The 13,585-nt window shown below is 36.6% G+C and carries 12 protein-coding genes; all 12 read right to left on the bottom strand.

What is annotated here, in order from left to right; genetic code table 11:
- Positions 1 to 9 precede the first annotated feature (9 nt).
- Positions 10 to 1,527 (bottom strand): hypothetical protein, encoded by a 1,518-nt coding sequence (locus H8S01_RS09130; protein WP_186836987.1) that lies wholly within the window; start codon positions 1,525 to 1,527, stop codon positions 10 to 12.
- 154 nt (positions 1,528 to 1,681) lie between these two features.
- Positions 1,682 to 2,161 (bottom strand): type III toxin-antitoxin system TenpIN family toxin, encoded by a 480-nt coding sequence (tenpIN, locus tag H8S01_RS09125; RefSeq protein WP_186836986.1) that lies wholly within the window; start codon positions 2,159 to 2,161, stop codon positions 1,682 to 1,684.
- A 329-nt stretch (positions 2,162 to 2,490) separates the two neighbouring features.
- Positions 2,491 to 3,147 (bottom strand): ribulose-phosphate 3-epimerase, encoded by a 657-nt coding sequence (rpe, locus tag H8S01_RS09120; protein ID WP_186836985.1) that lies wholly within the window; start codon positions 3,145 to 3,147, stop codon positions 2,491 to 2,493.
- A gap of 27 nt (positions 3,148 to 3,174) precedes the next feature.
- Positions 3,175 to 4,053 (bottom strand): ribosome small subunit-dependent GTPase A, encoded by an 879-nt coding sequence (rsgA, locus tag H8S01_RS09115; RefSeq protein ID WP_186836984.1) that lies wholly within the window; start codon positions 4,051 to 4,053, stop codon positions 3,175 to 3,177.
- Between the two features lie 6 nt (positions 4,054 to 4,059).
- Positions 4,060 to 6,024, bottom strand: a complete 1,965-nt coding sequence (pknB, locus tag H8S01_RS09110; protein ID WP_243204324.1) for a Stk1 family PASTA domain-containing Ser/Thr kinase — start codon at positions 6,022 to 6,024, stop codon at positions 4,060 to 4,062.
- Between the two features lie 33 nt (positions 6,025 to 6,057).
- Positions 6,058 to 6,780 (bottom strand): Stp1/IreP family PP2C-type Ser/Thr phosphatase, encoded by a 723-nt coding sequence (locus tag H8S01_RS09105; RefSeq protein ID WP_021866135.1) that lies wholly within the window; start codon positions 6,778 to 6,780, stop codon positions 6,058 to 6,060.
- A 21-nt stretch (positions 6,781 to 6,801) separates the two neighbouring features.
- The gene (gene rlmN, locus H8S01_RS09100; protein WP_186836982.1) at positions 6,802 to 7,848 is read right to left on the bottom strand and encodes a 23S rRNA (adenine(2503)-C(2))-methyltransferase RlmN; all 1,047 of its coding nucleotides are present in this window, start codon (positions 7,846 to 7,848) and stop codon (positions 6,802 to 6,804) included.
- 2 nt (positions 7,849 to 7,850) lie between these two features.
- Entirely contained in the window at positions 7,851 to 9,170 is a 1,320-nt protein-coding gene (gene rsmB, locus H8S01_RS09095) for a 16S rRNA (cytosine(967)-C(5))-methyltransferase RsmB (RefSeq protein ID WP_021866137.1), read from the bottom strand.
- Positions 9,163 to 9,876: a zinc metallopeptidase gene (locus H8S01_RS09090; RefSeq protein ID WP_186836981.1), complete on the bottom strand. Its 714-nt coding sequence runs from the start codon at positions 9,874 to 9,876 to the stop codon at positions 9,163 to 9,165. The genes rsmB and H8S01_RS09090 overlap by 8 nt, the downstream gene beginning before the upstream one ends.
- Before the next feature lie 51 nt (positions 9,877 to 9,927).
- A complete protein-coding gene (fmt, locus tag H8S01_RS09085) occupies positions 9,928 to 10,875 on the bottom strand; it encodes a methionyl-tRNA formyltransferase (RefSeq protein ID WP_186836980.1) in 948 nt (315 codons plus the stop codon).
- Positions 10,875 to 11,348, bottom strand: coding sequence for a peptide deformylase (def, locus tag H8S01_RS09080; protein ID WP_021866140.1), 474 nt, complete (start codon positions 11,346 to 11,348; stop codon positions 10,875 to 10,877). Before def ends, fmt begins: the two co-directional genes overlap by 1 nt.
- Positions 11,349 to 11,362: 14 nt before the next feature.
- Positions 11,363 to 13,570 carry a replication restart helicase PriA gene (priA, locus tag H8S01_RS09075; RefSeq protein WP_186836979.1) on the bottom strand — a complete coding sequence of 736 codons (2,208 nt, stop codon included), beginning with the start codon at positions 13,568 to 13,570 and terminating at the stop codon, positions 11,363 to 11,365.
- Between the last annotated feature and the right edge of the window lie 15 nt (positions 13,571 to 13,585).

Raw genomic sequence — 13,585 nt, 5'->3', positions numbered from 1 at the left:
GTTTATATATTATATTGTTTTTCTTTTTACAACAGCCGTACCGATAACTGTACTTGTGCTTACAGCCAGCAGGGCAATCCACAATACAAGATTCATCTTGTCTCCTGTCTCCGGAGATGTTATTGCAGACGTGTCATTATTCTGTTCACCTGTTGTGCCATTATTCTGATTTTTGTCAGAAACATCTGTATCCTGTGAATTGTTTGAGCCATCCTGAATTTCGTCATTTACAACAGGCAGCTTGTCAATCGCTTCCGTTTTTGTTGCTTTACATACATCACATGTGAAAGTTTTCTCACCTTCGGCATCGGTTGTAGGCTCCTTTGTAATTACACCCTCATCCCATGTATGTTCTGCATCATCAAGCACTTTGGAACAAACCTCACATTCATGCCAGTGTAAAATACCATTGTGTTTCCATTCTCCCAAAACATGTGTGTGTGGTATCAACACAATATTATTGCCATCATGTTTAACATCGAAGTTAAAATTGTCACTAAAAAATATTGCACTGTAATCTGTGTCCGCATCGGCACCTGTTACGACAACGTCACCAACTTTACTGTCATACTTGCTGACGCCTATCTTTCCTGTCAGTTTACCGCCGATTGTGAGAGTTCCTCTTTCTCCCATATAGGCATTGCTGTAATTTCTGCTGTTTTTTCCGTTTCCGGAAATCTTTGCATCACCTGACACAGTCATTGTGCCGAGATTGTATACACCGCCTCCTGTTAAATTTGATTTGTTACCACTAATCTCACCGCCATACATGTTAAATTCGCTGTCTTTTGAAACATAGACACCACCGCCGTGTCCTTCAATGGCTTCACCTGTTGAAGAATCCTTTCCGCTTACAGCTTTGTTATTAGTGATTGTTCCGCCATACATGTTCATTGTACAGTTCGGTTCAATAAACACACCACCGCCGTTGTTGGCCTTATCAGCAATATTGTTGGTCACTCCAAATGTAAAATTATTAGTGATATTTCCTCCATACATATTAAATGTTCCTGCTGTAGTTATTCCGTGTCCCGCAGAATAAATACCTTTGTGTGAAATATTTCCTCCGCCTTTACAATCGGTCAAAGTAAGACTTTTTCCTTTAATAACTTCAATTACAGAACTTTGTGATGAAGCCAGTATAATACTGTGACCGTTAAGGCAAAGATTTACATCTCCGTCAATAAAAAGAACAGGCATTTCTATAAGTTCATAACTAAACTCAAGGTCCGTGTCAAGATAATAATTTCCGCTTTCCAATGAATACGCATCATATGAAACATATGGTGTAAGAGCAGTTTCTCTTGTTTCCCACTCTCCGTCACCCATCATAAGTTTTCCGTCTTTCATATACAATCTTGTAGAATACTCTGTCTGCGTATCGCTTACATGGTCTCCTTTTTCTGTATGCTGTGCACCGCATATGCAATGTTTGTGTCCCGTTTCCTCCGCCTTTACTTTATAGGCAGGCAGAATTGCTGCCACCATGGCAAGACCGATTAAAATTGTAAATAATTTATTCTTCATCTTGTTTCCTCCTTCACATTTGAAATAAAACGTACTTCTATTTAATTGTTTCTGCTATACGTTGTATTTATAATATAAAAAATAAAACATCTTGTGTGACAATTTGCACGAATTACAGTTTTTTCAGCACGAATGAAATGCAGGAAAGATTTTCTTATATTCCCAATTCTTTATGAAAATATTTCAACGGAGAAAAACCATACCTTCTGTCAAATTCTTTTTTATGTAACGGCTTTTCACCTTTCATATGTGCAATATAATCTTCAACAAAATTTAATGCCTCTTTTTTTATACGTCCAAGATTCACCATAGTCTCATTAAATTCATCTTTATCAATAATCGCATCTGTAGAATCAATATATTCTGATTTCTCTATAATAACTATTTTGCTGTAATCCAATCCTGATTTATGTTTTTTTGCTCTTAATGTATTGGTAAAATGAAATGCATATCTATGACTGATTTCTGTTCTATATGGAATACATATAAAATAATTATAATGAGTCTGAAACAATAAACAATTATACGCTCTCTGTTTTTTCTTTAAAATCTCTATATATGGCGGATTAGGATATGCCTTATAAAATGCATCCGTCAATTTTAGAATCTGATAATCATTCTCAGATAATATCATTCAATTTTCTCCTTTGGGAAATATCTGCTTGATTAAGCAGGGTAAAAGAAACGAGAGACTTTTATAAGCCTCTCGTAATTAGCTTCATCACTCGGTCAATTTTTATTTTACCGTCCTGTCAGAACCGTCACAGGACTCATCACTCGGTCAATTTTTATTTTACCGTCCTGTCAGAACCGTCACAGGACTCATCATAGATGATGAAGAGAACTTTATCTGTTCCTATTTGTATTATATACATGTTTTTTGTAAATATCAACACTTTTTTATTAATTTACATAATTAATTTTGAGTCCTGTCAGAACCGTCACAGGACTCATCATAAAATATTACCATACACTCATAATACTCTTAAATTTCTTAACATTTTCAACGGCATCACCTCTAAAAATTGCAGAACCTGCAACAATGACATTGGCACCTGCTTCAAGAACCGTTGCCAAATTGTCAATATTAATTCCGCCATCGACCTCGATATCATATGAAAGATTCAACTCATCTCTTAATCTTTTGACTTCTTTTATCTTATCGACTGATGAAGTAATGAACTTCTGTCCTCCAAATCCCGGATTAACACTCATAATCAATACCATATCAACTCTGTTAAGATATGGTTTTATAGCTGATACCGGTGTGTCCGGATTTAAGGTTATACCAACTTTGAGCTTATACTCTCTTATTTTCTCAATTGTTGCAACAACATCCGAACACGCCTCAACATGAACAGTAATCATGTCCGCTCCTGATGCAGCAAAATCAGCAATATATCTTATTGGCTCGCTTATCATAAGATGAACATCAAAGACTTTGCCTGTTGATTTTCTTATTGACTTTATAACAGGCATTCCATAAGAAATGCTCGGAACAAACATTCCATCCATTACATCAACATGGATATATTCTGCCCCGGCATTATCTATTGTCTCAATCTCTTCTCCCAGCTTGGTAAAATCTGCTGAAAGAATAGACGGCGATAAAATATTCATAATTTTCTCCTTGTTCTTCAAAAGAAATTAATACTTCTTTTTATTTTTTAACTCTTCATACAAAGTGACATAACTTTGATATCTGTCTTTGCTTAGTATTCCCTCATCAACAGCCATTTTAACCGCACATCCCGGCTCATTTACATGAACACAGCCATTAAATCTGCATTTACCCTCAAATTCTTCAAAATCCGGAAAATAATATCTTAAATCCTCTTTTTCCAGTTCAGGAAGCATAAGTGAAGTAAATCCCGGTGTATCACATATATATGACTTTCCATACATATTAAATATCTCTGAATGCCTGGTAGTATGTCTTCCTCTTCCGATTCTGCTTATTCCGCCTGTCTCCATTGTATCTGACTCAAGTAAAATATTAGTAAATGACGATTTACCAACACCTGATGGTCCTGCAAGAATTGTTGTTTTATCATGCAGAAGTTTCTTTAATTCATCTACGCCTTTATTCTCGTATATGCTCATAAATAAAACACGGCATCCACATTTTTCATATATGCTGCGAAGCCTTTCCTGCTCTTTTTCGTCTACAAGTTCCACTTTATTAAAACATACTATAACTGGTACATTCTGGTAATCCATCATAACAAGAAATCTGTCCAGCAGATTCAGGTTTGGAGCAGGTTCTTTAATTGCAAATAAAAGCAGTGCCTGGTCAATATTAGCCGCAGCGGGACGTATAAGCTCATTTTTCCGCTCAAGTATCTCTTCAATATTGCCTTTGAAATTTTCTTCGTCAATTATTTCAATACGTACATTATCTCCTACAAGCGGTTTGATTTTTTTATTTCTGAAGTTTCCTTTTGCTTTACATTCATAAATACCGCAGGCCTCTACATGAACGTAGTAGAAACCTGCAATACCTTTAATTATTTTTCCGTAAACCATATTCTGTTAGTTACTGCCTGCAGCACGCTGCTGACTGTTATTTCCTGTATTGTTTCCTGAACCGGAATTATTATTTCCTGCTCCGTTTCCAGATGCAGCAGTTGTTGTCTCCTGACCTTTACTTACATAAATCTTAACGGATGTTCCTTCCTCAACCTGCTGTCCTGCAGAAGGAGATATACTTATTACTTTACCTTTTTCTACATTAGTATCTTTTGTCTCAACGATACTGTAGTTAAGTCCTAAAGATGTAAGAGTATTCTGTGCATCTGTACTATTCATACCAACAACATTTGGCACAGTAACCATCTTTGTCTCTTTGCCCTGGCTTACTGTAATTGTTACAGTTGAACCCGGTGATACAGTTGTGCTGCCTGAAGGTGACTGGCTTATTACCTTGCCCTGTTCTACTGAATCACTGTATGACTGTTTTACCGATACCTTAAATCCGGCAGACTCAAGTATCGATGATGCTTGAACCTGATCCTGTCCGACAACATTAGGAACTGATGAACTTTCAGGACCTGAACTTATTGAAAGTGTTATTGTTGTATTCTTTGCTACCTTTGTACCTGAACTTGTTCCCTGTGAAATTACTGTTCCTTCAGGGATTGTATTCGATGGCTGATACGTCGCCTTATATCCAAGACCAAGTGAATTAAGTGTTGTCTTTGCTTCTTCCTCAGTCTTACCGATAACACTAGGAACAGAAACTTTCTTTGAAGCATCTTCTTTTGAAGCTGCTGTAGTTGTCTGTGCCTGAGTTGTTGTTTCCTCTTCCTTTTTATTTGAAGAACCACCTATGAAAAGTTTTGCAACAACAAATATTGTTATAATAACTATTAATGCTATAATTCCGGCACCAATCCACTTGAATATCTTATCAAGTTTATCATTATTCTCATCGTCAATATCTTCTTCATCGTCATCATCGGAATCAGAATCTTCTTCATCGTCATCATCGTCAAGAAGTTCATCATCTAATAATTCATCATCGATATCTTCACTGTCTTTTTTATTTTCTGCCATACTTTCATCACTATTCTGATTTTCCTGTTCATCATTATTTTCGCTGCTTTCCTCTGCAGCCTGAACTGTTTCAGGCTGACCAGGTGCATTATATACAGGCATCATCTTAACAAAATTCTCATCAGGTGCCACAAGAGATTTTTTCAAATCAGCAATAAGTTCTGCTGCATCCTGATATCTTCTCTCTGTTTTTTTCTGTGTACATTTAAGTACAATCATATCAATGCTTACAGGAATACCATCGGCAACTGTCGATGGCTTTGGAATCTCTTCCTGTATGTGCTGTACAGCTACAGAAACTGTTGAATCCCCATCAAACGGAACTGTTCCGGTAAGCATCTCAAATAGTGTAATACCAAATGAATATATATCACTTCTCTCATCTGAATAACCACCTCTGGCCTGTTCAGGGCTTATATAATGAACAGAACCCATTGTAGAAGATGTAATTGTACTTGAAGATGCTGCTTTTGCTATACCAAAATCAGTAACCTTGACTTTGCCATCCCTTGAAATAATAATGTTCTGCGGTTTGATATCGCGGTGCACGATATGATGGCTGTGAGCCGCCTGCATGCCTTTTGCTACCTGGATTGCAATGCTTACAGCCTCTTTATATGGAATCTTTCCCTTCTTTTCTATATATTTTTTAAGGGTAATTCCCTCTACAAGTTCCATTACAATATAATAAATGCCATTTTCATCACCAACATCATATACATTTACAATATTAGGATGTGTAAGTCCTGCTGCTGCCTGTGCTTCTGCACGGAATTTTGATACAAAAGTCTTATCTTCGCTATACTCTTTTTTCAAGACCTTGATTGCTACAAATCTGTTGAGCTTATGACACTTTGCTCTGTAGACATCAGACATTCCACCTGTACCAATCTGTTCCAGAATTTCATATCTGTCTGCCAAAAACATTCCTTTTCTTAACATAAAATTCTCCATTTCTGTTTGCTGTTTCACCTTTTAAGGTTTTATTAAAATGACTGAAATATTATCTTTACCGCCATTACTATTAGCTGTATCAACTAATGTTTCTGCTGTTTTATCAAGCGGCAGATTCTGTTTAACAATCTTAAATATATCTTCGTCTTCAATCATATTCGTAAGTCCGTCAGAACACATCATAATTATATCATCCGGCATAAGTTCTACGCAAAACATTTCCGGTTCAACATAACTGTCTCCACCTATAGCTCTTGTAATAATATTTTTCCTTTTATGTGTTCTTGCTTCTTTTCTGTCTATTTCTCCCATAGAAACCATTTCCTCAACAAGTGAATGATCTCTTGTAATCTGGCGTATGCCATCTGTACCTATAACATACAGCCTGCTGTCACCGACATTTGCAACACGAAGCATTTCATCTTTAATCGTAGCAACAACAAGAGTTGTTCCCATTCCTGTATAGTCAGGTGACTCTTTTGCCTTTTCAAGAAGCATCGTATTTACCTTTGTAACTGCCTCACTTATAACTGTTATGTCATCTTTTTCAGTAGCATTTTCTATTAAAGATACAAATTCATCAACAGTGTACCTTGATGCAACGTCTCCTGCCTTATGTCCTCCCATGCCGTCAGCAACTATAAACAAATTCGGAAGATGCCCTGTCTGTTTCAGGGTAAAATAGACATAATCCTGATTAATTTTTCTTTCAATCCCCACATCTGTCAAAGCAAATGCTTCCATTGTTATCTCCATTCTTTACATTCATTTGCCTATATAGCTTTTTCTTAATTGTCCACAGGCACCATCAATATCTCTGCCCATTTCCCTTCTTATAGTAACATTTATTCCATTTTTTTCAAGTTTATTTTTAAAAGCATAAATAGCTTTTTGCTCTGACTGCCTGTAATCTCTTTCTTTAATAGGATTAACCGGAATAAGATTTATATGGCAGTTCATCCCTTTCACAAGCGATATCAGCTGCTGTGCACACTCCTCTGTATCATTAACATCTTTTACAAGACTATATTCAAATGAAATTCGTCTGTTAGTCTGCTTTAAATAATACCGGCATGCTTCCATAATCTCTTCAATTGAATATTTATTTGCAATAGGCATCATCGTTTTTCTTAATTCATCATTAGGAGCATGAAGCGATATTGCAAGCGTTATCTGCAGTTTTTTATCTGCCAGCTCTATAATCTTAGGTACAATTCCACATGTCGATACAGTAATATTTCTCGCACTGATATTAAGTCCCTGTTCACTGTTTAACAGACTTAAAAAGCGGATAATATTATCAAAATTATCCATTGGCTCACCAGAACCCATGACTACAACATTATCAACTCTCTCACCGGAAATTTTCTGAATCGTATATATCTGGTCAAGCATCTCTGATGGCGTAAGATTTCTCACACATCCATCAAGTGTGGACGCACAGAAACGGCATCCCATACGGCAGCCAACCTGTGAAGATATACATACAGAATTACCATGATGATATTTCATAAGAACACTTTCTATAAGATTGCCGTCATATAATTCAAATAGAAATTTTGATGTTCCGTCAATTTTTGAAACCTGCACAGTTTCTGCTTTTAACGCTGTAATTCTGCATTTTTCTTCAAGTTTTTCACGTAGCGGTTTTGATAAATTAGTCATGTCATCAAATGAAACAACAAGTTTTTCATGCAGCCATGAGAAAATCTGCTTTCCACGGAACTTCTTATCTCCCATTGACACAAGAAGTTCTTCAAGTTCATCAATTGTCATTGACTTTATATCTATTCTGTTATCAATATTTTCCATTGTCATTCCGTCCTTTTAAGCCTTGCTATGTAAAATCCGTCTCCTGTGCCGTCCTGAGGCATAATCTGTTCAGGTTTTCCAATGAGTTCAAATGGATAATTATTCACAAGCCATTCAGTATTTTCTGCATTTTCCTCAGGAGTAACCGTACATGTACTATATATAAGTATTCCGTCTTTTTTTACATATTCCCAGACTGTTGAAAGTATTTTCCTCTGAAGTAAAGCGAGTTCTTTTATTTTTTCATATGTAACATTATACTTTATATCCGGCTTTCTTCCTATAATTCCAAGTCCGGAACAAGGCAGGTCACATATAAGCACATCTGCTTTTTCTACACTTTCTTCATCCTTTTTAACAGCATCCCATACTTTATACGTAATATTATCAATTCCAAGTCTTTCAGCATTTTCTTTTATAAGTGATACTTTACGCCCGCTTATATCTCTTGAACTTACATGTCCGATGTCAGCCATTAAAGCAGCATTAATACTCTTTCCACCCGGTGCGGCACACACATCTATAACATACGCATCCCGCTTAATAAAGCCGCCTTGTGATGCAAGCATGGAACTTATATCCTGCACAAAAAACAGTCCATCGCGAAATGACTTCAGTCCGCCAAGATAATCATACCCTGATATTTTCAAAGCATAATCAATTCTTTTATCTATGCCTTCATTTGTAACTGTAACTCCCTCTGCCTCAAGTGCAGCCGTAAGACCTGCAATATCTGTCTTTTTTGTATTACATCTTATATATGTTGACTTATCTTTGTTAAATGCTTCAAACATTTCTTCTGTTTCATTATCACCGAATTTTTTAAGAAAATATCCTGCAAGCTCCTCCGGAACTGAATATTTTACAGATAAATATTTATCTGTATTCGTACTTTTATCCGGATATTCAATATTATCAATATTTCTTGCTATATTTCTCAAAACACCATTCACGAAACCGCGAAGCGTCCCAAAGTTTTTCTTTACAGCCAGCTTTACCGCTTCATTGCAGACTGCTGAAGCCGGCACACTGTCCATATATTTTAACTGGTAGACAGACATTTCCAGAATAATTCTTATAACATCTTTCTGTTTTTTTACAGGAGTTTTTGAAAAACTGTCTATAATATAATCAAGTTCTATTTTTCTTTCTTCTGTTCCCTGTACAAGTCTTGAGATAAATGAACGCTCATTTTTATCAAGATACTGGTATTTCTTTAAAGCATCCGATAATACAACATGAAGCAGTCCATTATTCTTCTGTACTTCATACAGTATTTCCATAGCTACCTGTCGTAAATTAACCTGCATTTTATCAGTCATCTCTCCGGTCTCTTCCTCCAAAAAGAATTATAAGTCTTAAAAGCTGCAAGATTGCTGTAGCCGCTGCTGCAACGTAAGTAAGTGCAGCAGCTGACAATACTTTTCTTGTCTGGCTTACTTCATCCCTGTAAAGTATACCATTACTTTCCAGCTGTTCAAGAGCTCTTGCAGAAGCGTTAAATTCCACAGGAAGCGTAACAAGCTGAAAAAGCACGGCCGCACTAAACATAATAATACCTATTGTTATAAGTGTCTGGTTAAAGCTTAAAATTGCACCAACTATGATAAATACCCATGAGAGCTGTGAACCGATATTCGCAACAGGCACAAGTGCAGTTCTTAAAGAAAGTGGAAAATATCCTCTTGCATGCTGTATAGCATGACCGCACTCATGTGCCGCAACTCCTATAGCTGCAACAGATGTTGAACCATACACAGATTCCGAAAGATTAAGCACTTTCGTAGATGGGTTATAATGATCTGTTAGTTTACCTGATATCCTCTGTACAGACACATCATTTATTCCGTTTGACTGCAAAATCATTCTTGCTGCCTGTGCACCTGTCATTCCTGACATGCTCGCCACCCTTGAATATTTTGAAAATGCTGAATTAACTCTCCACTGTGCAATAAGTGATATAATAGCTGCAATAATTATCAAAATATATGTCGGGTCAAAATAATATCCGTAATATCCATATGGCATAAGCTGCTACCTCCTTAAATCCAAATACTAACATATATCCACAAAAATCATTTATTTTCCAAGGATATCCCCTGTATTAATATGATTTCCACGTAAAAAATCCTGTGTTTTCATTCTCTTCTTGCCTTCAAGCTGAAGTTCATTGATTTTAAGCGAGTTATCCCCACATTTTACGATAAACGAATTGTTGTCCACATGTGTTATCATTCCGTTCACAACAGATTCACATGATTCACAAACAACATCATCACAAACATCCGCATCCCATATTTTCAACAATTTTCCATTGAAATGTGTAAATGCACTCGGCCACGGATTAAGACCTCTTATAAGTCTCTCAATTCTTGCAGCCTCCATTGAAAAATCTATATTACCAAATGATTTATCAAGCATTTTTACATGAGTTGCTTCAGTCTCATTCTGCTTTACAGGCTTTACTGTACCTTTTTCAAGTTCATCAAGAGTTTTCACCAGAAGAGCAGCACCGACACCGCTTAACTTATCAAAAAGGCTTCCTCCTGTCTCTTTACTATCAAGCTTTACTTTTTCAACAAGAAGAATATCACCGGTATCAATTCCTTCATTCATCATCATTGTTGTTACGCCGGAATACTCACAACCGTCAATTACTGCCCACTGTATCGGCGATGCACCTCTGTACTTTGGAAGAAGTGAAGCATGAACATTGACACATCCATATTTTGGCATATCAAGAATTTCTTTTGAAAGAATCTGTCCGAATGCGACTACTACTATAACATCCGGATTTATCTTTCTAAGTTCATTTACAAACTCTTCATCCCTTGCACGTTTCGGCTGAAGCACTAAAAGTCCTAGTTCAATAGCTGCCTGCTTTACATCTGAAAAACTCATCGCACCGCCTCTTCCTTTCGGTTTATCAGGCTGTGTGACAACTGCTGCAACTTCATGTCCTGCTTCTACAATTGCCTTTAATGTACCAACTGAAAAATCAGGCGTTCCCATAAATACAACTTTCATTAATTTTCTTCTGCCTCCTCTGTATCCATAAGCGGTCCTTCCGCTTTATCAACATACATTATCCCGTTAAGATGGTCTATTTCATGGCAGAGACATCTTGCCAGAAGTTCTGTGCCCTCGACAATTATTTCATCCATATTTTCATCAAGAGCCTTAACCTTTGCATAATTAGGTCTTGTCACAATGCCCACTTTTCCTGGAACAGAAAGGCAGCCCTCCTGACCTGTCTGTTCTCCGCTTGTCTCAAGAATTTCAGGATTAATAAGTACCAGTGGCTGGTCACCGCAGTCAATTACAACTATTCTTTTTCTTATTCCTACCTGTGGTGCAGCAAGTCCGCATCCGTTTGCATCATACATAGTTTCAAACATGTCATCGATTAATTCCTCAATCTTAGGTGTCATCTCTGTAACTTCTTTTGCCTGCTTTTTTAAAATCTCATCTCCGAGTATTCTAATGTTTCTTAATGCCATTATGCATTACCTCCTTAATCAAAATTAAACTGTACACTTACATTCTTATATAATATATTATCCTTTACATGCACTTCTATATTATCTTTAAATTGCGTAAGCCTCTCATAATCAGCCGCCTTAACATATAATACCTGTGTATAAATATCATTGAGCTTATATACCTGCGGAACAACGGGACCTGTTATAAAAAGCTTTTTATCGTCTGCCATGTCTGAAAATTTTTTCATATCATCACATGATTTTTCAAGATTTCCTTCATTCTTTGATGAAATTTTTACTTCAAGCATATGCATTACCGGCGGATATCCCATAAGTTTCCTGAATGATATTTCATCATCATAAAACATTTCATAATCCTGTTTTTGTGCAGCCACAATACTATAATTATCCGGCGTATATGTCTGTATTATAACATCACCGTGAAGATTTTTTCTTCCGGCACGCCCTGCCGCCTGGACAAGCAGCTGAAATGTTCTCTCTCCTGCCCTGAAATCGCTTGTATACAAAGACATATCTGCCGCAAGCACACCTACCAGTGTAACATCTGGAAAATCATGGCCTTTTACAATCATCTGTGTGCCTACAAGCACATCTGCATTATGAGCGGCAAATTCTGAAATTATTTTTTCATGCCCATCCTTACCTGATGTTGTATCCATATCCATCCTGAGAACTCTTATTCCCGGAAATGTTTTTTTCAGCATTTCCTCAACCTGCTGTGTCCCGGCTTTAAATCCAGAGATATATCTTGAACCACACTTGGGACATAACTTAACAGACCCAGTCTGATATCCGCAGTAATGGCATACAAGCCTGCCATTATTATGTGCTGTCAAAGAAATATCACAATGTGGACATTTCATGACATAACCACACGAACGGCATGAAATAAAACCGGCATAACCTCTTTTATTAAGAAAAAGCATTATCTGCTGTTTTTTTCTTATTCTGTCTTCAATCAGTTCTTTTAACTTTCTTGAAAATATCGAACGGTTCCCCTGTTTTAATTCTTCTCTTAAATCTACCACGGCAACGTCCGGCATATCTGCCCCCGCAGCTCTGTTCTTTAATTCATAAAGCTTATATATGCCTTTTTTTGCATTATAATAACTTTCAACCGACGGAGTTGCAGAGCCAAGCACAACAGAAGCATTTTTTGTCTGGGCTATGTGAATTGCCGTCTGCCTTGCATGATATGATGGTGTCTGCTCGCTTTTATATGCCATTTCATGCTCTTCATCTATAACTATAAGTCCAAGATTTGAAAATGGTGTGAACAAAGCAGACCTGGGTCCTATTATCACATCAATCTCACCTCTCATAGCCCTTAAAAACTGGTCATAACGCTCCCCTTTGGACATTCTTGAATTAAGAATTGAAACTCTCTCACCGAATCTGTCATAAAATCTTTTTACAGTCTGAAATGTCAATGCAATTTCAGGTATAAGCATAACAGCCTGTTTTCCCTGTCTGACAACATGTTCAATCATATTGATATAGCAGAGAGTTTTTCCACTTCCTGTCACACCATGAATAAGATATGTTTTTCTTATTCCTCTATCATAATCACCTATAAAATCATCAACAATATTTTTTTGTTCATTATTAAGGCTTATCTTATCTTCCTGTATTTCATCTTCTTTTACAGGATTCCTGTATAGCTGCCTTGAAATAATCTGTATTATTCCATCGTTTTCCAACGATTTTATTGTCGAAGGCGATATGCCTGTTTCATTTTTCAGCACATCCATATCTGCTTCTTCTCTATCAGAAAGATACTCTATGAGTTTCTCCTTTGACGGTGATTTTCTCTTCGCATTTTTTATAAATTCTTTTGCTTCTTCTTTTGTAACATTAAGCTTTATATGCTTTTTTTCTTTCTGCCTGATTTTTTCTTTGACAGGAATTACTGTTTTTAAAGCCTGATTCATAGTTCCGCCATAATTATGTTTAAGCCATGCTGCAAGCTTTATCATATCTTCAACAGCTTTTACACGATTAGGAACGACACTGTCTATGTCTTTTATTCTTTCTTCATCAAACTCTGCTTTCAATGTAAGTTCTATAACATAGCCTGTTATAATACGATTTCCCCTTCCAAACGGAATATTAACCATAACTCCTGTATCTATCTGCGAAAGTAATGCATCGGGTACATGATATTGAAATGTTTTATCTAATTGTTCATGTGAAATATCAACAATAATATTTGCGTACATCCGTCACACCCTTTC

Origin of the sequence: Lachnospira hominis (ex Liu et al. 2021) (assembly GCF_014287955.1) — a bacterium.
Taxonomy (GTDB): Bacteria; Bacillota; Clostridia; order Lachnospirales; family Lachnospiraceae; genus Lachnospira; species Lachnospira hominis.
Note: the sequence above shows the minus strand (reverse complement) of the source record. Positions and strands in the feature narration are given on the sequence as shown.

What these genes read in the sequence shown, in the direction of transcription:
- H8S01_RS09130 (WP_186836987.1), bottom strand. Translation starts at nt 1,527, where the DNA reads ATGAAGAATAAATTATTTACAATTTTAATCGGTCTTGCCATGGTGGCA.
- tenpIN (WP_186836986.1), bottom strand. Translation starts at nt 2,161, where the DNA reads ATGATATTATCTGAGAATGATTATCAGATTCTAAAATTGACGGATGCA.
- rpe (WP_186836985.1), bottom strand. Translation starts at nt 3,147, where the DNA reads ATGAATATTTTATCGCCGTCTATTCTTTCAGCAGATTTTACCAAGCTG.
- rsgA (WP_186836984.1), bottom strand. Translation starts at nt 4,053, where the DNA reads ATGGTTTACGGAAAAATAATTAAAGGTATTGCAGGTTTCTACTACGTT.
- pknB (WP_243204324.1), bottom strand. Translation starts at nt 6,024, where the DNA reads ATGTTAAGAAAAGGAATGTTTTTGGCAGACAGATATGAAATTCTGGAA.
- H8S01_RS09105 (WP_021866135.1), bottom strand. Translation starts at nt 6,780, where the DNA reads ATGGAAGCATTTGCTTTGACAGATGTGGGGATTGAAAGAAAAATTAAT.
- rlmN (WP_186836982.1), bottom strand. Translation starts at nt 7,848, where the DNA reads ATGGAAAATATTGATAACAGAATAGATATAAAGTCAATGACAATTGAT.
- rsmB (WP_021866137.1), bottom strand. Translation starts at nt 9,170, where the DNA reads ATGACTGATAAAATGCAGGTTAATTTACGACAGGTAGCTATGGAAATA.
- H8S01_RS09090 (WP_186836981.1), bottom strand. Translation starts at nt 9,876, where the DNA reads ATGCCATATGGATATTACGGATATTATTTTGACCCGACATATATTTTG.
- fmt (WP_186836980.1), bottom strand. Translation starts at nt 10,875, where the DNA reads ATGAAAGTTGTATTTATGGGAACGCCTGATTTTTCAGTTGGTACATTA.
- def (WP_021866140.1), bottom strand. Translation starts at nt 11,348, where the DNA reads ATGGCATTAAGAAACATTAGAATACTCGGAGATGAGATTTTAAAAAAG.
- priA (WP_186836979.1), bottom strand. Translation starts at nt 13,570, where the DNA reads ATGTACGCAAATATTATTGTTGATATTTCACATGAACAATTAGATAAA.